The organism is Shewanella xiamenensis (assembly GCF_014647135.1).
GTDB lineage: Bacteria > Pseudomonadota > Gammaproteobacteria > Enterobacterales > Shewanellaceae > Shewanella > Shewanella xiamenensis.
In genome coordinates, this window is sequence record NZ_BMOP01000011.1 from 18,644 (window position 1) to 40,568 (window position 21,925).

Annotated in this window: 20 protein-coding genes; 11 read left to right on the forward strand and 9 right to left on the reverse strand. The window is 47.6% G+C overall.

Annotated features, from left to right (window positions below; genetic code table 11):
- Nucleotides 1-24: 24 nt before the first annotated feature.
- From IEY09_RS11220 to IEY09_RS11230, 3 genes are all read right to left on the reverse strand, one after another.
- Nucleotides 25-957, reverse strand: coding sequence for a hypothetical protein (locus IEY09_RS11220; protein ID WP_037413761.1), 933 nt, complete (start codon nucleotides 955-957; stop codon nucleotides 25-27).
- A gap of 54 nt (nucleotides 958-1,011) precedes the next feature.
- Nucleotides 1,012-1,413, reverse strand: a complete 402-nt coding sequence (locus tag IEY09_RS11225; RefSeq protein WP_037413759.1) for a nitrous oxide-stimulated promoter family protein — start codon at nucleotides 1,411-1,413, stop codon at nucleotides 1,012-1,014.
- Nucleotides 1,414-1,517: 104 nt separating this feature from the next.
- Nucleotides 1,518-1,877, reverse strand: a complete 360-nt coding sequence (locus IEY09_RS11230; protein WP_188871094.1) for a DsrE/DsrF/TusD sulfur relay family protein — start codon at nucleotides 1,875-1,877, stop codon at nucleotides 1,518-1,520.
- Between the two features lie 252 nt (nucleotides 1,878-2,129).
- Between IEY09_RS11230 and IEY09_RS11235 the strand changes: the two genes are divergently transcribed.
- From IEY09_RS11235 to IEY09_RS11265, 7 genes are all read left to right on the forward strand, one after another.
- Nucleotides 2,130-3,062, forward strand: coding sequence for a hypothetical protein (locus IEY09_RS11235; RefSeq protein WP_188871096.1), 933 nt, complete (start codon nucleotides 2,130-2,132; stop codon nucleotides 3,060-3,062).
- A 217-nt stretch (nucleotides 3,063-3,279) separates the two neighbouring features.
- Nucleotides 3,280-3,576 (forward strand): hypothetical protein, encoded by a 297-nt coding sequence (locus IEY09_RS11240; protein WP_188871098.1) that lies wholly within the window; start codon nucleotides 3,280-3,282, stop codon nucleotides 3,574-3,576.
- Between the two features lie 10 nt (nucleotides 3,577-3,586).
- The gene (locus tag IEY09_RS11245) at nucleotides 3,587-5,041 is read left to right on the forward strand and encodes a protein adenylyltransferase SelO (protein WP_188871100.1); all 1,455 of its coding nucleotides are present in this window, start codon (nucleotides 3,587-3,589) and stop codon (nucleotides 5,039-5,041) included.
- An 11-nt stretch (nucleotides 5,042-5,052) separates the two neighbouring features.
- On the forward strand, nucleotides 5,053-5,346 hold the full coding sequence (locus IEY09_RS11250; protein ID WP_229777873.1) for a DUF3630 family protein: 294 nt from the start codon (nucleotides 5,053-5,055) through the stop codon (nucleotides 5,344-5,346).
- A 29-nt stretch (nucleotides 5,347-5,375) separates the two neighbouring features.
- On the forward strand, nucleotides 5,376-6,413 hold the full coding sequence (locus IEY09_RS11255) for a serine/threonine protein kinase (protein WP_188871104.1): 1,038 nt from the start codon (nucleotides 5,376-5,378) through the stop codon (nucleotides 6,411-6,413).
- A 128-nt stretch (nucleotides 6,414-6,541) separates the two neighbouring features.
- Entirely contained in the window at nucleotides 6,542-7,150 is a 609-nt protein-coding gene (locus IEY09_RS11260; protein WP_047534208.1) for a thiol:disulfide interchange protein DsbA/DsbL, read from the forward strand.
- Between the two features lie 454 nt (nucleotides 7,151-7,604).
- On the forward strand, nucleotides 7,605-7,817 hold the full coding sequence (locus IEY09_RS11265; RefSeq protein ID WP_011070699.1) for a DUF1107 domain-containing protein: 213 nt from the start codon (nucleotides 7,605-7,607) through the stop codon (nucleotides 7,815-7,817).
- On the opposite strand, the gene IEY09_RS11270 is transcribed toward IEY09_RS11265, so the two are convergent.
- On the reverse strand, nucleotides 7,814-8,035 hold the full coding sequence (locus tag IEY09_RS11270; RefSeq protein WP_037413745.1) for a cell division protein ZapB: 222 nt from the start codon (nucleotides 8,033-8,035) through the stop codon (nucleotides 7,814-7,816). The two genes, IEY09_RS11265 and IEY09_RS11270, sit on opposite strands and share 4 nt — an antisense overlap.
- Before the next feature lie 179 nt (nucleotides 8,036-8,214).
- On the opposite strand from IEY09_RS11270, the gene IEY09_RS11275 reads away from it, so the two are divergent.
- Together IEY09_RS11275 and IEY09_RS11280 are read left to right on the forward strand one after the other, a co-directional pair.
- Complete coding sequence (locus IEY09_RS11275) at nucleotides 8,215-9,735, forward strand: Na+/H+ antiporter NhaC family protein (RefSeq protein ID WP_188871106.1); 1,521 nt, start codon at nucleotides 8,215-8,217, stop codon at nucleotides 9,733-9,735.
- A 56-nt stretch (nucleotides 9,736-9,791) separates the two neighbouring features.
- Entirely contained in the window at nucleotides 9,792-10,148 is a 357-nt protein-coding gene (locus tag IEY09_RS11280; protein WP_037413739.1) for a RidA family protein, read from the forward strand.
- A 136-nt stretch (nucleotides 10,149-10,284) separates the two neighbouring features.
- Here the strand turns inward: IEY09_RS11280 and IEY09_RS11285 are convergent, their stop codons facing one another.
- Nucleotides 10,285-10,620, reverse strand: coding sequence for a hypothetical protein (locus IEY09_RS11285; protein ID WP_037413738.1), 336 nt, complete (start codon nucleotides 10,618-10,620; stop codon nucleotides 10,285-10,287).
- A gap of 17 nt (nucleotides 10,621-10,637) precedes the next feature.
- The gene (locus IEY09_RS11290) at nucleotides 10,638-10,904 is read right to left on the reverse strand and encodes a Rho-binding antiterminator (protein WP_037413736.1); all 267 of its coding nucleotides are present in this window, start codon (nucleotides 10,902-10,904) and stop codon (nucleotides 10,638-10,640) included.
- A gap of 71 nt (nucleotides 10,905-10,975) precedes the next feature.
- Here IEY09_RS11290 and IEY09_RS11295 point away from each other — a divergent pair, with 71 nt between their 5' ends.
- Together IEY09_RS11295 and IEY09_RS11300 are read left to right on the forward strand one after the other, a co-directional pair.
- A complete protein-coding gene (locus IEY09_RS11295) occupies nucleotides 10,976-11,797 on the forward strand; it encodes a DUF1223 domain-containing protein (RefSeq protein WP_055647885.1) in 822 nt (273 codons plus the stop codon).
- A 154-nt stretch (nucleotides 11,798-11,951) separates the two neighbouring features.
- Nucleotides 11,952-13,043 carry a branched-chain amino acid aminotransferase gene (locus IEY09_RS11300; RefSeq protein ID WP_037413731.1) on the forward strand — a complete coding sequence of 364 codons (1,092 nt, stop codon included), beginning with the start codon at nucleotides 11,952-11,954 and terminating at the stop codon, nucleotides 13,041-13,043.
- Between the two features lie 40 nt (nucleotides 13,044-13,083).
- Here IEY09_RS11300 and IEY09_RS11305 read toward each other — a convergent pair whose 3' ends face one another.
- The 3 genes from IEY09_RS11305 to acnD form a co-directional block, all read right to left on the reverse strand.
- Nucleotides 13,084-17,622 (reverse strand): EAL domain-containing protein, encoded by a 4,539-nt coding sequence (locus IEY09_RS11305; RefSeq protein WP_188871108.1) that lies wholly within the window; start codon nucleotides 17,620-17,622, stop codon nucleotides 13,084-13,086.
- 326 nt (nucleotides 17,623-17,948) lie between these two features.
- Nucleotides 17,949-19,142, reverse strand: coding sequence for a 2-methylaconitate cis-trans isomerase PrpF (prpF, locus tag IEY09_RS11310; RefSeq protein WP_188871109.1), 1,194 nt, complete (start codon nucleotides 19,140-19,142; stop codon nucleotides 17,949-17,951).
- 86 nt (nucleotides 19,143-19,228) lie between these two features.
- Nucleotides 19,229-21,832: a Fe/S-dependent 2-methylisocitrate dehydratase AcnD gene (acnD, locus tag IEY09_RS11315; protein ID WP_188871111.1), complete on the reverse strand. Its 2,604-nt coding sequence runs from the start codon at nucleotides 21,830-21,832 to the stop codon at nucleotides 19,229-19,231.
- Nucleotides 21,833-21,925 lie beyond the last annotated feature (93 nt).

Below are 21,925 nucleotides of genomic sequence, written 5' to 3' on the forward strand. Positions count from 1 at the left end.
CAGTTTTGATTGCTAAGCGATGGTTTAGTTCTGAGGTGGATTGGGCGTGGTAGTCGATTTTTCCTTGCTATCGTTCGATTCTTGCTGCAGTTGCTGAATAAATTCAAACTCCTCTGGGGTGAGCACTCCTGAAGATGAAGATTCAACTTTGGGTTTAGGCACTGATAAATGGCCTTTCAAATACGCTGTGCGAGTGATCTGCTTTAGACCATAGGCGGCAAGTAAGTAAAAACTTAATAGTAAGCTTAAGCGGGGTAAGGCGTGGGATAAGGCTGAAAGCGAGTCGCCTAGATAAAAAGGCAGCACAACCACAAATACACGCAGTAGCCAGTTAAATAACATCGCTAAGGTTAGGCCAAATAACCAGCGGAACCGGATGAGTTTCAAGGTGTCCTGTGGTGCATCGCTCAATGGCGGTTGACTGACTTTATATTGTTTAAGTAGATGCCACAGAGCGACAAAATAGGCAGCTGTTTGAGTAAACAGCAACAACGGCATTGCTAAACTCCAGTGGCTGAAATCGATCGTCAGCGGATTATTAAAGAATTCAGCCTGAAACCAAATGGCGTTTTTATGTAAGTTGAGCCGCAAAGTAATATCTATAACTGCAAGCAGTAGTGTGATAATCGCCGGCCAATAATGCCATGAAAAACCAATAGGCTCAGTATGTTGCTCTAAACTGCGTTTGCAATAGAGGTAAAGCAGTGGCATGAGTAAAAAATAAATCGGGGCAAGCAAATTAAATAATATGTGGATAGGAATTGGCGTGTTATCACGGTTAAGCATTCCCGTCAGAAAATACAGTGCGATGAGACTTAGAAAAGCCGCCAATAGCTTTTGATTATTGTCCGAATGATAAAAGTAACGAATATAAATAGCTAACGCGAGGCAATGTAAGCCACCAAATAGGGATAACCACCAATAGGCTTGAGCAAAAAATGTATTAAATTCGTTCATTTTGTCACCTCGACGACCTGTTATATCAGGGAAATTCGAGGCGAAAAAGCATTCCTAGGTATTTTTCTGTGAAATGGCGATGCGTTGATGACGATTAGATGCGGCTTCGGGGACTGACGCAGGTACGGGATGACGCTCGGCCAGTAAGTGTTTGATTGCACGAATGGGGTGCGGTAACAGCATTCTCGGCCCCGCGAAAATCATGATCTCTTTGACCTGCGCCTTTTGGGCGGGCTTGTAGCAATGCACTGGGCACTTATTGCAGGTGGGCTTATCTTGCCCATAGGGACAACGGTCGAGGCGAACGGCTGCATACTCTAGCAGTGCTAAACATTCTTCACACAGGCCGGATGCCGTTTGGCCTTGGTGCTTAGCTTTGCAATAGATCTTCGCCATCGCGCTAATGGTTTGATGCTCGTAGCGCAGTTTGCCTGTGAGTAGGGCCGCTGAGTCCATGGGAATACCTTAGTCTGTTACTCGGTTAATCCCATCATAAGCAGCGGCTCGGGCTTGTTCAAAATTGAAGTCTCAATTTATGAAGATGCGCACAAAATAGGACTTTAAATATGCATCACCTTATCGGCGTCCAACGTCCATCGAGTAAGATCCTGCAAAGTGCCAATTTGTGCGCCTTCGAGTAGCATCTCCATATTCACTCCGCGTGCTTGTGCGCAGGTTTTACAAAGTAAAATCGGGACTTGCTGAGCGCTTAGGATCTCAAACATCTGTTGTAGGTTGTAACTTAAGTCAGGGGTTGTTTGATGCTTAAGGGCGCCAAACACCGCATCTGACATTAAAAATATTTTTAAATCAACTTGTTGCTCGGTTTGGTCCTTCAATGCTAACGCAATGCGGAGGCTATTGAAGAGTTTTTCAGTGCCATAGGGGCTGGCGTGGGCAACGATCAGAATGTTTTGCATTAGGCTTTCCTTAATTTTTTGCAAATGGTCATAAACCCTAACAGTCTAGCCTAATTGCGCCCGTCGATTTGCGCGCAAGATCGGATAAAACGGCATAAATACTTGATTTACACAGACACTATGGACTTTAATAGCGGTTAATCTCTGCTCAACTTTTGGACAGAACCCTTGCCAATTGTAGGTTATTAAGTCGCGTAGGCAAGCCAACTGCAATCGCTTCTGATGGGAAGCAGCCATTAAAGGTGAAGAAGAATGAAGGTCTTGGTCGTTTTTATACTGATCGCTATCGGAGTATTTCTATTTCGTCGTGCCCAGCGCTTGGCGAAGGAAGAACAAGAGGCAATGATGGCGAAGAAATCAACCGAAAAGACAAGGGATACCAGTGCTTCGCCTGCTGTGACCGAATCTGTACCTGAGGTTGCTCCGACAGCTCATCACGCGCCTGAGGATGCTCACTCTACTACGAAAGCGCCCGAAGTCGAATTAATGCCAAGGGAACTTGAGCCAGCCAATCGCGTTGAGCTGAGTGAAGATATTATCGATGTCGACATCTCTGCTTCAACCAATAGTGATAGTGTGATTATCGTCGCGGATGTTCATTCTACCGATGACAAAGAGGCTACAACGGCGCAGCCTGTCTCTCCTAAGGATGAAGCTCCGGTCATCAAAGCGAGTGAGGCTCAAGAAGAGCCAGTAGTCGTCGATGCGCCCGTTAAGGCTAAAGAAAGCGTCGAGAGTTCGCCTGAGGTAGCGAACACTCACTTGGTAAAAGATGATTCGCTTGCAGAACTTGGTCCTTGGGCAAACGTGACCCTGCAACGTGCAGCGGAAGAATACCAAAGTGCAGAGACTGCGCTGGTGCGCTATAACGCATTACAAAACGTGATTGGCGAGTGCTATAAGCAGCGCAAATCGGCCGAATATTTAGCCTATGGTGCAGCGCTGCATGGGTTGTATCTTGCGTTATTCCACAGTGCGAATGCCGAAAAGCCCAAAGATCTTGAGCTTAAAACCCCAGGTTTCATGCAGCTTGCGACCCTGTTAAACGATACCCAAGACTTTGATAAAGCAATTGCGCTCTGCCAAGAGGCGATCAAACTTGGTTTAACGGATGGCACAGTCACGGGATTTGAAGGACGCATTAGCCGTATCGAGAAGGCGCAGGCGAAAGCGACGATGGCCTAAGGGCATTGTCTGCCCGCGATAGTTGAGTTCGAGGTTTTGGTGCTCAAACGCGATTAACAATGCGCTTGAGATACCCTTAGCCGAAAAGCGGTTATTTAACTGGGTAAAGCCGTGTAGAATCCTGATACTTACCGCGCAAAAGGCGAACTAAGGTTCGCTTTTTTTATGGGCTATTTTTATGAAGTGTGTTGCGAGCTGTTTTAACCGAATTGTCAAAATGAAATTACCCTTGGCCATCTTATTTGCTAGCCTCAGCCTTGGCTTGAATGGTTGCACTAAAACGTCTGAGTGGACCTTGTTCTACTATAACGATGTGAGCGCTCCACCTGCGGCACCGCTGCAAGTTGATGATATTCATGGCTATTACGACACATTGGAACAATGCCAGCGTAAAGCTCTTGGTATGCAGAGATTAAAGCAAGATGATTATTTTGGCGCGGGTGCTTATCAATGTGGGCACCTCTGTGGGCTCGATGATAAGTCAGCGCTGGTGTGTAAGAGCTTGAGTCAATAGGTGGATAGAGATGAGGTTCAAACAGGATTTTTTCACCCAATTGCCTGAGTTTTACTCTCAAGTCTATCCGCAGGGAATAAGCAATCCCCATTGGCTGGCGTGGAGTGAAGATGCTGCCAAGTTAATCGACTTACAACAGCCGACGGATACGTTATTGCAGGGATTATCGGGTAACGCGGCTGTTGAAGGTGCAAGCTATTATGCGCAGGTTTATAGCGGGCACCAGTTTGGTGGCTATACCCCTAGATTAGGCGATGGGCGTTCGATTATCCTCGGTGAAGCAATCGGCCCTAATGGTACATGGGATGTGGCACTCAAAGGCGGCGGACCGACCCCTTATTCTCGTCATGGTGATGGCAGAGCAGTAATGCGCTCTGCGGTGCGGGAGTTTCTCGTTTCTGAGGCATTGCACCATTTAGGTGTGCCAACGACCCGTGCCTTGGCGGTGATCGGCTCTGATATGCCCGTTTGGCGCGAGAGCCAAGAAACCGCAGCCATTACTGTGCGTTTGGCGCGCAGCCATATCCGTTTCGGTCATTTCGAATTTTTCTGCCATAGCGAGCGTGGTCAAGCCGATAAGCTGACGCAATTGCTCAACTTTACCTTGAAGCAGCATTATCCGCATTTGAGCTGCGATCTGGCGGGTTATAAAGCTTGGTTTTTACAGGTGGTGCAAGATACCGCCAAGATGATCGCCCATTGGCAGGCTATCGGTTTTGCCCACGGGGTGATGAACACCGATAATATGTCGATTCTTGGTGATAGTTTCGATTTTGGCCCGTTTGCCTTCCTCGATACCTTCCAAGAAGACTTTATTTGCAATCATTCCGATCCTGAAGGGCGTTATGCCTTTGGGCAGCAGCCCGGCATTGGGCTGTGGAACCTGCAACGTTTAGCGCAGGCGTTGACGCCTGTGATCCCGTCAGATGATTTAATTGCCGCTTTGAATCAATATCAACATGCTCTAGTGCAGCATTATTTGATGCTGATGCGCGCTAAGTTAGGACTCGCTGAGCGAGCGGATTCGACAGCCGAGCAGGATCAACAGGACTTAGAACTCATTGGCCGCTTTACCGTGTTGATGGAGAAAAATCAGCTGGATTACAGCAACACTTGGCGTCGATTTGGTCAGCTTGATCCTAGCAGTGTGCACACGCCTTTGCGGGATGATTTTATTGATCTCAACGAGTTCGATACTTGGTATCAGGCATATCAGGTGCGGCTTGGTAAGGTTACTGATGTTGAGGCGTGGCAGCAGGCGCGTAATAACATCAATCCCAAGTATATTTTGCGCAACTATTTGGCCCAAGAAGCGATTATCGCCGTTGAAGAAGGGGATCTTGCGCCGCTACAGCGTTTGCACCAAGTGTTGCGTCAACCGTTTAGCGAGCAAGCTGAGCATGACGATCTGGCCAAGCGTCCTCCGGATTGGGGGCAAGGGCTGATTATGTCGTGCAGTAGTTGATGGAAGTAAAGATGAAATTAAACGCCATTCAGTTAGATAGCGCCGCGTTAAGCTTAAGTGTGAGCGGTGATATCGATTTTGATCATTTCGAAACCTTTGCCGAGCCGTTAGCCCAGGCCTTAGATTGCCGCGTGCGCGAGCGTCAATGGGGAGCCGATCGTCATCAATGGTTATTGGAGTTTGAAGGTACAGCACTTTGGCTCAATTATGAGTTTTACGGCAATATCTGTTGGCTGAGTGTGGAGCGTGAGGCTGATGTTGAGGTGCTAGAATACCTTGCCACGCTGTTAAGCCGCCACTTATGAGCGCGCCACCATTTAATGAGAGAGTTCCAATGAGCCTAGATACGTTAAATCAACACCAAAGTGCTATCGATAATGCTGATTCGGGAGCGGCCTTTGCTTTTCAAGCTCTAACACCGGATTTGATTTTAGATGCTATCGAAAGTCTTGGCATTTACCCTGAAACGGGCCTACTTGCACTCAATAGCTACGAAAACCGCGTGTATCAATTTCGCAGTGATGAAGGGCGGCGCTATGTAGTGAAGTTTTATCGTCCAAATCGTTGGACCAATGCGCAAATTCAAGAGGAGCACGATTTTGCCCTCGCGCTTGCCGAGCAGGAAATCCCGATGGCGGTGCCAGCCTTAGTGCAAGGGCGTACCTTGCACCATTTCCAAGGTTTTCGGTTTGCACTGTTTCCTTCCATCGGTGGTCGAGCCTTTGAGGTCGATAATTTAGAACAGTTGGAATTTGTTGGCCGTTTTATCGGTCGTATACATCAGTACGGCGTGCAGTCGGTTTTTCATGCCCGCGAACCGCTCAATCCGCAAATCTTAGGCGATGAGCCTTTGGCGTGGTTGAAACAATCAGAATTAGTGCCGACTTCTCTACGGGTCGCCTTTTTCACTGTGGTCGAACAAGTGCTGGCGAAGGTCAACACCGTTTGGTCGCAGCAATGTTTCAAACCGATTCGCTTGCATGGCGATCTACACCCAGGGAATATTCTTTGGACACCCGATGGGCCGGGTTTTGTGGATTTAGACGATGCCCGCATGGGACCTGCCATTCAAGATTTATGGATGATGCTAACGGGGGATAGGGCACAGCAGCAACTGCAACTCGAGATATTGCTCGAAGCCTATGAGGAATTTTGTGAATTCGATACGCGGCAACTGGCGTTGATTGAACCCCTACGCGCATTACGGATGGTGCACTATAACGCTTGGATTGGCAGGCGTTGGCAAGATCCGGCTTTCCCTATGCATTTCCCATGGTTTGGGGATGAAAAGTATTGGGAGCAGCAGATTTTGGCATTTAAGGAGCAACTCGCGGCACTTAATGAACCACCGCTAAGTTTGATCCCTTATTAAATGTGTGAACAGGGTGGGATTTACGTGGCTCTCTTGCCTAACGGATTGAACTCTCAGCTTGAGTTACACTCAAAAAATGAAATATGTTAGGCTCCAGCTATTTTAGATAATTGATTTAAGGAAAATTCATGAAAAAAGCATTACTTATGGCGGCAGCGCTGTTATTGGCTCCATTAGCGGTTTCGGCAGCGGAATACAAAGAAGGCGTACATTACACTGTGATTAATGATGGTCCCGCGACAGCTAAACCTGAAATCACCGAGTTTTTCTCTTTCTATTGCCCACATTGCTACAACTTTTCGAAAACGGTTGTGCCTAAAATTTTGGCTGAAAAGCCGGCAGGTGTTGAATTTAACCAAGCCCACGTTGATTTTATCGGCAAAGAAATGGGCGTAGAGATGTCACGCGCTTTTGCGGTTGCTCATCAACTCAATGTCGATGAAAAAATCGATGCGGCTTTATTTGCTGCCATCCATGACAAGAAACAACACTTTACTAGCCGTGACGATGTGCGTGCCTTATTTGTGGCTAATGGCGTTGATGGTAAAGCTTTTGATGCCGCAGCGGATTCATTTATGGTCAAAGCCCAAATGGCGAAAATGAAGCGCGATACTGAAAACGCGAAACTTTCTGGCGTGCCTGCAATAGTGGTGAATGGCAAATACCGTGTTGAAACGGGTGCGATTAAGTCCTATGACGAGCTATTAGACATTGCTTATTACTTAGCGAGAAAGTGATTATCTTAGGATTGCGGTGATTTAGTCATCTAATTGCAATCTAACTCATTGATAATGAATAAGTAACACAAAAGGAGCCGAGCGCTCCTTTTTTATTGGCCGCATCAAATTGTCCACAATACGTTGAACCAGTTTTGCGGAGAATGCGTATTAGGATTTAGGCAAAAAAAAACCGTACTTCCGATAATGGAGAGTACGGACTTGAGCCATATGGCTCATTTTTACCCTGAGTAACACGGATGATTTTAGATAAGCGTCAAAATAATGTCAATAGTCAAAATATTGACGTTTTGATTTGTATTTATCATTGCTTTATTTTTATAAATTAAATCAATTTGTTATTTTGTATTTATTGTAAGTTTTGAAAATAATTCTTTATCGATGAAACTCAATTGGTCATCTTTCTGTCAAATGACTGTGGTCAATAACAACAAAAATGCCTGTAGGGGGTTATATGAGAGTTTTCCCTGTCTACGCACCTAAGCTTATTGTTAAGCATGCGCGTATTTTTCTCACTGGCGTGATATGGGTAAAAGACTTAGGTCGATTGGAATTTGAAAAAGGAAGATTTTTATTACCGAGAAAAAGCCTGCCAAAAGTAAAGCAGGCTATCTTAGAGCTGAACGAATTGATTGAAGCGCAGAATCATCAAACTAAAACAGCTTAGATTTCACTATTGAGCAAGCCAACAAGTCCGGTAACTTTCTCGTTCCAAGAACTCAGTTCTTGCTGCAATTGTTGGTTTTGCTCACTTAATTGTTGGTTTTGCTCACTCAAGGTTGACGTCTTTTGCTTCTCTTCCTCTAGCTCCATTTTTAGAAGCTCGATAGTTTCGAGTGTAGCCTGGATCTTGGTTTCCAGTTTGGACAGTAATTCAAGGCTCATCTGGAGAGTCCTATAGTTTCTGGATGGGACTGTGATTCTAGCAGTGCCAAGAGCATAAGGAATAGCAGTCTTTGCCGTTTGGCTAAAAAATACCCGATAACGGAGTGCTAATTTAAGTTTTTTTGCATTTGTTATTAACTCGTTAGTATTCTTGGTTTTATTTTTTATCGGAATGGCCCATGTTGTCGAATTTGCTCGCCATACTTCCCCTGTTGTTAACCCTAGTATTAGCCCTTTGGTTGCGACGTACCTTAGTTGCCCTAGGTGTTGGTATCCTCTCGGGCGCCTTGATTATTGCCCACTTCAATATACTGCAAAGCTTAAGTTATCTTGTGGAGATAGGCGTTAAGCAGTTTTATAGCCAAGATGTATGGCAATGGTGGCATTTAAACGTGCTAATGGCCATGTTATTGCTGGGGAGCATGACACAGCTACTTGCCCGAAGTGGTGCGGTAGGGCAGTTCGGTGATTGGTTATATCAGCGTATTCGTACGGGCCGACAAGCGCGTATTGGTGTCGTATTGCTGGGTTGGTTAGTGTTTATTGATGGTATTTTTAGCTGCCTTGCCGTGGGCCATGTGTGCCAACCGTTGAGCCAGCGTTATGGTATTCGTCAGACGCAACTGGCTTATTTAGTAGACTCTAATGCGTCGCCGCTTTGTTCACTCTTGCCTTTTTCTAGCTGGGGGCCCTATGTGATGGCGCTACTGGCGGGACTCAGCTTTTTACCCGTTTCAGCCCTTGAAGCCTTTATCGAGGTGGCCTTATCCAATTTTTATGCGATTACAACTTTAGGTTTGTCGTTGATTGTGGCCTGGTTTGGGGTCGGATTTCATCCTGTGGAGAGGGCTGCGTTGGGAGCTGAGCCGTTGGATGCTGATCATGTTGAAATTGTATCGCCTAGCACCCAAGGGAATCCTTGGCTGTTGTCCATTCCGATGCTGACCTTACTGTGCGCCTCTGTCGGTTTAACTTTCTGGTCTGGCGCGCAGCAGGTGCCGTCATGGGATATTTCGGCTTGGTTAGCCAAAGCTGATATTGGCGCTGCGATGCGCGATGCGTGTTTGTTATCGACGTTAGTGACTCTAGTATTGTTGATGCTGTCGGGCCGAAGCATTGGGAAACTGCTGGGCGATTTAGCCCATGGGGTGCGGATGATCGCCTTTGCTATCGCGATTTTACTCTGCACTTGGATGATAGGTGCTGTAATCCAAGATCTGGGCGTGGCGAGTTTATTGGCCGATTGGGCAAAATGGTATTTATCCCCCAGTTTGCTGGTGGCGGGGATGTTCCTACTCTGCGCTATCATGGCCTTTGCCACTGGCTCAAGCTGGGGAACCTTTGCGATTATGATCCCCATCGGCGGAGAAATCGCCCATAACATGGATGCCAGCTTGCTGTTACCTGTATTAAGTGCGGTGATGGCAGGCTCGGTGTTTGGCGATCACTGCTCGCCAATTTCCGATACCAGCGTGCTGAGCGCGACGAGCTCAGGCTGTTTACCCCATGACCATGTGGTGACTCAACTGCCCTTCGCATTAATTGCTGCTGTTGCGGCATTAGTGGGATTTCAGTTAGTCAATTTATCTGTGGCAACAGTGTTTGTATGGTGTGGCGTGATATTTACGGCGCTAGGTTTGCTCATGCTAATGACGCGCTTTTATCCACCCTGGCTGGGCGCTCGTTCGCAGACAAACTAAGCCTTTCGGGGTAAAATGGTCACAGAATTAACTATCTGATTTAAGAGATTATCCCTATGAGCATTACCCGTTTAGATGTTGGTACACGTATGAGCAGCATAGTGATCCACCAAGGTACAGTGTACTTATGTGGCCAAGTGGCGAAGGATAAGTATCAAAACATCACCGAACAAACGACGACTATGCTAGAGGAAGTTGATACCCTGTTAGCGCAGGCGGGCAGTTCCCGTGAGCACTTGTTGTCAGCCACTATCTATCTAAAGGATATGAATGACTACGATGCCATGAATGCCGTTTGGGACGCTTGGGTACCACAAGGTCATGCGCCTGCCCGTGCCTGTGTACAGGCGGCGATTGCCGAGCCCGAATATTTGGTTGAAGTCTCTGTGATTGCAGCTGTAGCCAAGGCGTAAACCGCGATCGACAGCTAAGTCAGTCGTAAAGCCAAGTTAATACTTGGCTTTATTCGTCATCAGGTAATTGCTGCCAGAGATTCTGGTGTCATATCCGTCGCAACAACGCGATTTTCAATTAAAACAAGATCTTCAGTTAGAAATAGCGAGCCAGATTTGCCGGAATATTTGGGCTGTGCGAGGCATAATGTGCCTGCAAGCCTTGGGAGATGGCTTCAATATCCAGTGTTGGTAAATCTTGCGCTATGATGGCCGCAGCCCAAGATGCGTGGAGCTTGAGTTGAGTATAATGTTCAGTTTCAACAAACCGTGCCAACGAATAACGGCTGCCACCTAATCCGTGTCCCCAACCTTCGCTAACGTCAAAGGGGGAATCGAGTCGCTTGCTATCAAACTCCACCAAGTAGGGAGATTGGCCGTGGTGACCACCAGTCCAATCGCCTAATTCCAACAGCAGAATCATCCTTGCCATTTATTTTTGCTCCTTTGTTATTGGCTCGCAATCATAACACGGCCAAAACTAGCAGCGGGATCCGTCGGCGTGATGGCGATAATGCTATCTAGCCGCAGTGTTTGCTGGCCCGCTTGATGTTCAACGACCAGCCATTCAGTCTTATCGGCATGGGTCTGAGTCGTAATTGCCCGTGCTTGGCACTGGCTGCCGTCCTGTAACTCAATCTTGAGCCAATAGCTCCGAAGGCAAGCCAGCTCAAGGTAGTCATAATGGGCACAGGGGATCATTTTATAGTCAGACATCATCTTTCTTCTCAGTTGAATGATTTAGGTGCAATTCAAGGTCTCATCACTCAGTGATAGGAGGATTGAATATGAAATGCATCTTACTCGTTGGTCTTTTGTGGTTGCAGTGGTGGCAACCTGTATTTGCTCAGACATTGGCCCCATTTCAAGCGCAGAGTGCCGTGACCCGTCCTTATATTATCGAACTTTACACCTCGCAGGGATGCAGTAGTTGTCCGCCCGCCGAAGCTTGGTTATCTGGGCAGTTTAATAAGACCGATTTATGGCAGAAATATTTTCCGCTAGCCTTTCATGTGACCTATTGGGATTACCTTGGTTGGCGGGATATTTTTGGTCAAAAAGCATTTAGTGAGCGCCAATATCAACATTTAAACCAAAAGCATACACGGCAAGTGTATACGCCACAGTTTGTGATTAATGCTAAGGAGTGGCGTGGCTGGTTTTCGGGTGAATTAACCGAGATTTTTGCCGTGCCTCAACCTGAGGTGGGTGTGCTTAAAGTGCGTATCGCCAACCAGCAGCTTGAGGCGAGTTTTGTGCCACAGCAACCTTGGGGGCAGCATAAAGATCTGAGTCAAGCACGTTTACAGTTAGCACTCGTCGGCTCAGGGTTAACTAGTGAAATTAAACGCGGTGAGAATCGCCATAAGCAGTTAACCCATGACTTTGTTGTATTTAGCATGCAATCAATCCCTGTGAGTGTCCGTGCGACGGAGTTTGCTGCATCAGATTCAGCACTGTATTTTGAGCAATACCTCAATAGCATTCCGGCTACGGCGCAGAAGGCGCCGCAGTTAGCTTGGGTGGTGTGGTTAACGCTAAATGAAGAGCCCATACAAGCCGTCGGTGGTTGGCTTGAGGCGAAGCAGGGGGAAATCCAAAGTCAATAAGGGAAGTAGAATCAACCTATTCAAGATTACGGCAAGCTAATAAGACATTTTTGCAGGGTTATTTTATCGGCTAAGACTTTTAGATGAATCTCACCTATTGACTTTATTCCTGTCGCTACCTAGTCTGCTTGTTCAGTAATCAAGGTGGTATGCGATGGAAATAAAATACGATTTAAAACCTGCGTCCGAACGCCGTACTGAGCAATTCAAGCCCGAAGGAAATGTGGGCTTCGGTAGCCTCAGAACCGATCATATGTTTTTAATGGATTATCGCGATGGTGAGTGGCGCGATCCTCGTATTGTGCCCTATGGCCCGTTTGAAATGGCGCCGGGTGCGATGGCCCTGCATTATGGTCAGTCAATCTTCGAAGGCGCAAAAGCCTTTATGCATCAAGATGGCGAAATTTACACGTTCCGCATCAACAAAAACGCCGAGCGTATGAATCGCTCTGCGGATATTGTCTGCATTCCTAATATTGATGAGCAGATGCAAATCGATGCGATCAACGCCTTGATCGACGTAGACCGTCTTTGGTTCCCGATGCAAGAAGGTGCCTGTTTATACATTCGCCCCTTTATTTTTGCGACCGAAGACCGTCTGTCTGTAAGCCCAAGTTCGCGCTACACATTCTGCGTGGTGTTAAGCCCAAGTGGTGCTTACTACGCGGCGGGTGTGAATAAAGGCATTCGTCTACTGATCAGCAAGACTTACCATCGCGCCGTATCGGGTGGTACTGGCGCCTCTAAAGCAGCGGGTAACTATGCTGCCTCATTGCGTGCGGGTAAAGCTGCCGCACAGTTTGGTGCTTCGCAGGTGCTGTATTTAGATGCGAACAACCAACAGATTGAAGAAGCGGGCGCGATGAACCACTTCCACATTCTGAAAGACGGCACAGTGATCATCCCAACCTTCACCGATACCATTTTAAAATCGATTACCTCGCAATCTATTATGGAGCTGGGTGAATTGCTCGGCTGCGAAGTGCGCCAAGAGACGGTCATGCTGGATAAGTTTATCGCCGATATCGAATCCGGTGAGATTATCGAAGCGGGTGGTTTTGGGACGGCTGCCGTAGTGTCTGCTGTCGGTTCCTATATTTTTGAAGATGGCCGAGTGGTGACTGTGGGCAACGGTGAAGTCGGTGAGCATATTCAACGCATCTACAAGCTGTATACCGATATCCAGAAAGGCCATATTCAAGGCCCTGATGGCTGGGTGAGACGCGTTGAGCGTATTGCACCTTAATAGTTTCTAAATCAATACGATAAGGCTCCATTATGGAGCCTTATTCTTTTTCGTCTTGCCGCTTTTGTATCTGTTGTATTAAAAGTGTTTGGCAATCTTTGGCGCTCAGCGGTTTACTCAGCAGAAAGCCTTGGACTTGATCACAGCCTTGCAGCGCCAAGAAGTTAAGTTGTTCTTGAGTTTCAACCCCTTCTGCCACCACATTCAACTCTAGGCTGTGGGCGAGAGCAATAATCGCGCTGGTAATGGCCGCATCATCGGGGTCGTTGGTTATGTCGCGCACAAACTCGCGGTCAATTTTTAAGGTATCGATAGGGAAACGTTTAAGGTAACTCAAACTTGAATAGCCAGTACCGAAATCGTCGACAGCGATGGTTAAGCCTAATGCTTTGAGTTTTGAGAGGATATTAACTGACTCCTGTGGGTTGCCCATGATCATCGATTCAGTTAGCTCCAACTCAAGAGCCTGGGCGGGAAGTCCTGATACCGCAAGGGCTACTTCAATGGTTGAGATAATATCGGCCTTTAACTGTCTAGCAGACAAGTTAACGGCCATGGTGATATCGCTAAAACCTAACTCATTCCATTCGGCCAGTTGTTGGCAAGCGTGGTTAATCACCCAATGGCCTATTTGATTGATCATGCCTGTTTCTTCCGCGAGGGGAATAAACTCGGCGGGAGAAATGGGGCCTAATTCTGAATGCTGCCAGCGCAGTAGTGCTTCAAGCCCTGTCAGAGAGCCATTGCGTAGGCAAAACTTAGGTTGATACACCAAGCTTAACTCATTGTGGGCGATTGCTTGTTTTAACCCCGTTTCGAGCAGCATATGGCGAGTCGCCATCTCATTGAGTTTATTGGTGTAAAACTGAAAGTTATTTCGCCCGAGAGCCTTAGCATGGTACATGGCGGTATCGGCAAATTTAATTAATGAATCCACATCTACAGCATCATTAGGATAGAGACTGATACCTATCGAAGTGGAGATAGTGAGGGATTTGTCCTCTAATAAGAAGGGCGCTTGAAAGGCTTTGAGCACTTTTTCCGAAATTAACGTCGCTGCTTTAGTTTTCGCCACACCTTCTAGAATAATGGTAAATTCATCACCACCCAAGCGGGCTACGGTATCTCCTTCGCGGACGGCATTTTGCAGCCTATGGGCCACTGCTTTGAGTAATAGATCGCCAATGTGGTGCCCCATAGAGTCGTTAATGTGCTTAAAACGGTCGAGGTCTAAAAACAGTAGGGCGACAATATTATTCGATCTATGTGCTTGAGATATCGCGTGATTAAGCCGGTCTTGGAATAAGGTTCGATTAGGCAGCCCTGTGAGCGTGTCAAAGCTTGCGAGGAAACGTAAATCTTCCTCGGCCTTTTTACGCTCTGTAATATCAGTAAATACCGCCACAAAGTGGCTAGTTTCACCTTTTATGTCAATTACTTGATTTATCTCGAGCCACACCAAAATTGCTCTACGGGCCTTATTGCGGATCCAAATTTCTCCCGCCCAATGTTTATGGCGTAGTAGTTGCTGTTCAATGCTATTAAACAGATCCCGTTGTTTTCTACTATAGGCTAAGTGAATTAAGTATTTATCACTAATCTGCCGCTCTGAATAACCAGTTATATTGCTAAAAGCGGGGTTTACCGAACGGATTCGATAGTCTAATCCTGCCACCACGACGGCTTCATTCATGCTATTTAGCACTTGTGAGGAGAGTACCAGCTCGTTTTCGATCAGCTTGCGCGAGGTAATATCCCGAGTTGTGCCCGTCATACGAATGGGATGGTCCTGCCCATTAGCTTCAACAACTTTACCCCGCTCAAGGATCCAAACCCATTTGTTGGGCGAATGCTCAATGCGGTATTCCACTTCAAAGAAGGGAGTGCGTCCTTGTAGGTGTTCGGCTAACTCGTGCCTAAATCTTTCCCTATCTTCAGGATGAGCATTGTCGTGCAGTAGATGGTGACGGTTCCATTGAGGGACAGGTATATCTGTATGCGTTCGGTAAACCTGTTGTTCTTGGATATTCCAGTCCCACATTCCGTCGCCCGAAGCCCAAAGCGCCAGTTTAAGCCGTTCTTCAGATGCACGAATGCTAGTTTCAAACTCTTGTTGTTGGCGACGTTTTTGTTTGCGCCATTTTACTATCCATATCAGTAGAGTCAGTGTCAGTAGAATATAAAGCGCATAGGCCAATTCGGTGCGATAAAAAGGTGCATTGACGGTTAAATCGACCAAAAGCGTATAGTCACCTTGACGGTTGTATTCAAGTGAGTGGCGCACATGGAGCACGTAGTTGCCTGGATCGATATTAGTGAAGGTGATTTCATTGCCTGTCGGTAAATCGTGCCAATGGTTATCAAATCCTTCGAGGAAATAACTAAAGCGGTTTTTTCCTGTATAGCTAAAATCCAGTGAGGTGATTTCAAAGCTCACTAATTGATCTGCGTAGTTCATTACGATTTTCGGCGGATGACTCAGATCTAAAATCGTCTGTTTTTGGCCGGCAATTTTATATGCGGTGAGTGCTACCTTCGCTTCACCCCTTTTGTCAGGTAGGATTTTAGGGTTAAAGCGATTGATGCCATTAATTCCGCCAAACCAGAGATCGCCATCACTGTCTTTAAGCTTTACACCACCGTTAAATTCCAGTGCCTGTAAGCCTTCCTGTTCGTTGAAATTAATAATTTTGTTATTGGTAGGGTTTAATTTTCCAATACCGGCATTGCTACTGAACCAAATATGATGCTCATCGTCCTCCAGCAGAGCGTAAATCGTATCGCTGGGTAGACCTTGTTCACGGGTATAATCACTAAAAATGGGCAATAAGGTTTGATACGATAGCCGACTAATGCCACCGTGGGTCGCAAACCAAATATCACCATTACTTGCGACTAAGATATCCCTAATGCGGTTATTGATAATGCTGTTTTTGTCATGGGGGTCATGGTAAAAAACGTCGCCATGCCCTGTTTGTATATCTAATTTTACTAGTCCATTGAGCGAACCAATCCACAGAATATTATTATTGGCCCTAAGGGTGAGTAACAGGTTTTGTGTAGGATGAAAATTTTCAATGCCTGTTAGCGAAACAGGCGTAAATTCATCATTTACAGTGGATTTCCGATATAGCGCATGGGATGTCGCTACCCAGAGCCTATTTTGATCATCTAACTCTAGACTGCGGATATAGTTCGCTTCTGCTGAGGTGTCTTTGCTATCTGCTACATTGAGTAGGCTAAATTCACCGTTTGGAGCCAGACGCCCTAGTCCATAGTTACTGGCAAACCAGAGGACGCCTTGCTTATCTTGAATAATCGAGCGCAGAGTGAGGTTTAAGTATTGAGTCCCTAACCCTAATGCCTTGGCAAACAAAGTGCTGTAGTTTTCATATGTTTTACTATTTCGTGCTAACCGCTTAAGGCCAGCGCCTTCTGTTCCTATCCACAGTGCCTGATCTTGGCTGCGGTAAAGGCTACGGACATTATTGCTCTGTTGAGGTAATTCGGTCGTATATTCAAACAGATGCTGAAAATATTGACGGCGAGTGTTGATCTTATTCAATCCAGAATAACTCGCGCCGAGCCATAGATTGCCAAAAGGATCTTCTAGCAGGGATAAGATATTGTTTTCACTGATACTGTTTGTACGTTTGGGATCAAATTTATGATAAGTGGCAACGAATTGATCTGCCTCTCTTTCTAATTGTATTAAACCCGCTTCAGGTCCGACGACCCAGAATTGTCCTTGGGATGTTTGAACAAAATCTTTGATATAGGGAACATTATTTTCTGCTTGCCAGATGATAGTCCCTTGTTGAGTGGTCAGATCATAGTGCCAGAGCTGATTACCAAGCGCTAAGCTAATTGCTCGACTTGAATTGGCTTTAATCTGATAAGCAATCACATCCTGCGGCACATTCAGCCGCGTAATCGTATTTGCACTTACAGCAAAGGTACCATTATCCCTGGTTCCTGCGAGTAAATAGGTGTTATCAACATTGGCAAGACTGGTGATATAGGGTTCAACGCTGGTTCCTAGTGAAACTTGGGTTAAGCGTTTTGTTCTTGTGGAAAAAGAAAACAAGCCACTTTGAGTGCCAATCCACAGCGTATTGCCGACAATATTGAGTTTAGTGACCCTGGGATCGGTGAGACCCTGTTCTATGCCAATGCGTTCAAAGGTGCCTGTTTTTAAATTGAGCCGATTTATACCTTGGCTAAAAGTGCCTACCCAAAGATAACCTTGGGCATCTTGGATAATATCCGAGATATAACTTTCTGAAATGCTTTGAGGATCATTAGGGGAGTGGATAAAAAGATTGAAGTTGTAACCGTTATAGCTATGGAGTCCATCTTGAGTGCCAATCCACAGCATGCCAGCACTGTCCATAAATAGGCTGGTGATTGTGTTTTGGTTTAACCCTTCTTCACTGCGGATATGCTCAAATTTAAGCAGTGTATTTGCCGCATTAAGCGGTAATGCCAAGCCTGCGGGAAGCACCGCAACAAAACTGAGAATGCAGAGCACGCTAACGATTAGTCTAAGGATTGGTTGACTCAAAGCTACCCCTATCATTCCCTACTTTTTCCCCAATTTTGGGAGGTATTATTAACGTTACTTTAGGAATGTCGCGTTAAGAATGAGACTGACGCGATCTCAGTTTTAAAATTAAAATAATGGTTAATTTATTCACAGATTTATATAGCGTAAGGTGTTTTTATCAATATCAGCTGTGACCAACGCAAGTTTAGCATTTTTTACCGAATGCCAACATATTGCAGCTCGCAGGGAAGATAAATAAAAAAAGACCTTGCCGGAAGGGGGAGAAGCAAGGCCTTTGGTTGAACTCTATTGATAGGGTGATATCAATCAACTTGAAGGTGCGAATCAGTTGTCTGGTTTTATACGGTGGGCACGCGTACAAAACCCTCCATCAGCACTCGGGCGCTGCGGCTCATAATGGCTTTAGTCACTGTCCATTCGCCGTTTTGTTGCATGGCCTGTGCGCCGACGCGAAGGGTGCCTGAAGGATGGCCAAAACGTACCGCTTCCTTCTCACCACCGCCTGCCGCGAGATTGACTAAAGTGCCGGGAATCGCCGCCGCGGTACCAATCGCTACGGCGGCCGTGCCCATCATGGCATGGTGTAGTTTGCCCATAGATAGGGCGCGTACCAGAAGATCGATCTCCTCCGCTGCAACTGCTTTGCCGCTGGATGACACATAGCTTTTGGGCTTAGCCACAAACGCTACCTTTGGCGTGTGTTGGCGTGCGGCCGCTTCATCAATATGTTTGATAAGCCCCATACGCAGTGCGCCATGGGCGCGAATAGTTTCAAACTTGGCAAGGGCAGCGTTATCGCTGTTGATATCGTCCTGCAGCTCAGTGCCTGTATAACCCAAGTCTTCGGCATTGATAAAAATGGTCGGGATACCCGCGTTAATCATGGTGGCATTAAAGCTGCCAATCCCGGGTACTTCGAGTACATCCACTAAATTACCCGTTGGGAACATGCTGCCACCATCGCCGTCTTCGTCAGCGGCGGGGTTCATAAATTCGATCTGCACTTCGGCGGCGGGGAAGGTCACGCCATCGAGCTCAAAATCGCCAGTTTCTTGCACCATGCCATCGGTAATCGGCACATGGGCAATAATGGTTTTTGCAATATTGGCCTGCCAAATACGCACGGTGCAGATACCGTTTTGTGGAATGCGATCAGCATCAATCAGCCCATTGCTAATAGCAAATGCGCCGACGGCGGCGGTCAAGTTGCCGCAATTACCGCTCCAATCCACAAAGGGTTTGTCGATAGACACTTGGCCAAACAGATAGTCAACATCGTGGTCGACTTGGCTGCTTTTAGACAGAATAACCGTCTTGCTGGTGCTGGAAGTTGCGCCGCCCATACCATCAATCTGTTTACCATAGGGGTCGGGGCTGCCAATGACGCGCAGCAGTAGTGCATCACGGGCTGGGCCGGATACTTGGGCTGCTTCGGGTAAATCTTGCAGGCGGAAAAATACCCCTTTACTGGTACCGCCGCGCATATAGGTTGCGGCTACTTTAATTTGGGGCGGGAAAAGATTCTTGCTCATGCTATTAACTCCAAGGGGAATAGCGAAAAGGTTAGCGTTGATATAGGCGGCAAGCTTGTCGGCATTACCGCCTTTTAGCGCGAGCCTTACTTCAGATTCGACTCTAAAAAGTCCTGCGCAAAACGCTGTAGTACACCGCCAGCTTCATAGATTGATACTTCTTCGGCGGTATCTAAACGGCAAGTTACTGGCACTTCGACGCGCTCACCGTTTTTACGGGTGATGATAACGGTGAGATCTGCACGTGGCGCGATATCACCAACAACATCAAACACCTCGGTGCCATCGATGCCATAGGTGGCGCGATTCTCGCCCGCTTTGAATTCAAGCGGTAACACGCCCATACCGACTAGGTTAGTGCGGTGAATCCGCTCGAAGCCTTCGGCGACAATGGCCTCAACGCCCGCTAAGCGCACGCCCTTGGCCGCCCAGTCACGGGATGAACCCTGACCATAGTCGGCACCAGCGATAATGATCAGCGGCTGTTTGCGATCCATATAGGTTTCAATGGCTTCCCACATGCGGGTCACTTGGCCTTCTGGCTCGATACGCGCCAGTGAGCCTTGCTTCACCTTGCCATCGACTATCGCCATCTCGTTTTTGAGTTTAGGGTTGGCGAAGGTCGCGCGCTGGGCGGTTAAATGGTCGCCCCTGTGGGTCGCGTAGGAGTTAAAGTCTTCCTCTGGTAGGCCCATCTTGTGCAGGTATTCGCCCGCCGCGCTGTCCATCATAATCGCGTTCGATGGCGATAAATGGTCTGTGGTGATGTTGTCACCTAATACCGCGAGTGGACGCATGCCCTTGAGGGTGCGTTCACCCGCTAATGCACCTTCCCAGTAAGGTGGGCGGCGGATATAGGTCGATTGTGGACGCCAGTCGTACAGTGGGCTGACTTTATCGCCATAGTCGACGCTCAGGTCGAACATTGGCTCGTAGACTTTGCGGAACTGCTCTGGCTTCACGCTTGCCGCAATCACAGCATCGATTTCGGCATCCGTTGGCCAAATATCGATTAAGCGCACTGGCTTGCCGTCTTTATCGTGGCCTAACACATCTTTCTCAATATCGAAACGAATGGTGCCCGCAATCGCATAGGCAACCACTAACGGTGGCGATGCGAGGAAGGCTTGCTTAGCGTAAGGGTGAATACGGCCGTCGAAGTTACGGTTACCGGATAATACGGCGGTGGCGTAAAGATCGCGGTCGATCACTTCCTGCTGAATCATCGGGTCGAGTGCGCCGCTCATACCGTTACAGGTGGTGCAGGCAAAACCGACGATACCAAAGCCTAAGGACTCAAGCTCGGGTAATAGATTGGCTTCTTCTAAATACAGTTGTACCGCCTTAGAGCCGGGGGCAAGTGAGGTTTTCACCCAAGGTTTACGGCTTAAGCCTTTGGCATTGGCGTTACGTGCCAGCAGGCCCGCCGCAATCACGTTGCGTGGGTTACTGGTGTTAGTGCAGCTAGTGATGGCCGCAATAATCACTGCGCCATCTGGCATTAAGCCTGGCTCGTTTTCAACCACGCCGCTGATGCCGCGCGCGGCCAACTCTGAAGTCGGAACGCGAGCATGGGGATTTGATGGGCCAGCAATGGTACGCACTACCGATGATAGATCAAAATGCAGGGTACGTGGGTACTCGGCCTGCTTGAGATCATCGCTCCACAAACCTGTGGTCTTGGCATAGGTTTCAACCAGCTTCACTTGCTCGTCGCTACGACCCGTCAGGGTTAAGTAGTCCAGTGTCTGTTGGTCGATATAGAACATGGCGGCGGTGGCGCCAAATTCTGGCGTCATGTTAGAGATAGTCGCGCGATCGCCAAGGGTTAAAGCCTCTGCGCCTTCGCCGAAGAACTCAAGGTAAGAAGAAACCACTTTTTCCTTACGCAGGAATTCGGTCAAGGCTAAAACGATATCGGTAGCGGTGATGCCCGGCTGAGGTTTGCCTGTGAGCTCAACGCCGATAATGTCGGGTAGACGCATGTATGAGGCGCGGCCCAGCATCACGCTTTCGGCCTCAAGTCCACCCACACCGATAGCGATAACGCCCAGCGCATCTACGTGTGGTGTATGGCTGTCGGTGCCCACTAAGGTATCGGGGAAGGCCACGCCATCACGGGCATGGACCACGGGTGACATACGCTCCAGGTTAATCTGGTGCATGATGCCGTTGCCCTGTGGGATCACATCGATGTTTTTAAACGCTTTTTGAGTCCAGTTGATAAAGTGGAATCTGTCTTCGTTGCGTCTGTCTTCTATGGCGCGGTTTTTCGCAAAGGCATCCTTATCGAAACCACCATATTCCACAGCTAGGGAATGGTCGACAATCAGCTGGGTCGGAACCACAGGGTTAACCTGCGCCGGATCGCCCCCCTTAGCGGCAATCGCATCACGCAGACCCGCTAAGTCTACCAGCGCGGTTTGCCCTAAAATATCGTGGCACACCACGCGGGCCGGGAACCATGGAAAATCCAGTTCCTGTTTTGATTCAATAATTTGTTTTAGTGAGGCGGTTAGCGCCTCTGGCTCGCAGCGACGCACTAAGTTTTCCGCTAACACACGCGAGGTGTAGGGTAGTTTAGCGTAGGCGCCGGGGCTGATGGCTTCAACGGCTTCACGGGTATCGAAATAGTCGAGTGCTGTGCCTGGTAAGGGCTTGCGATAGAGGCGATTCATAGCTGTGGTCATAGTGGTAATGTCCGTACCTATTTGTACTTCGGTGGCCGCTATCGCAGCCACATAGGGTAAATTCGGCTCTTTTATTAAGGCGTTAGACCTAAA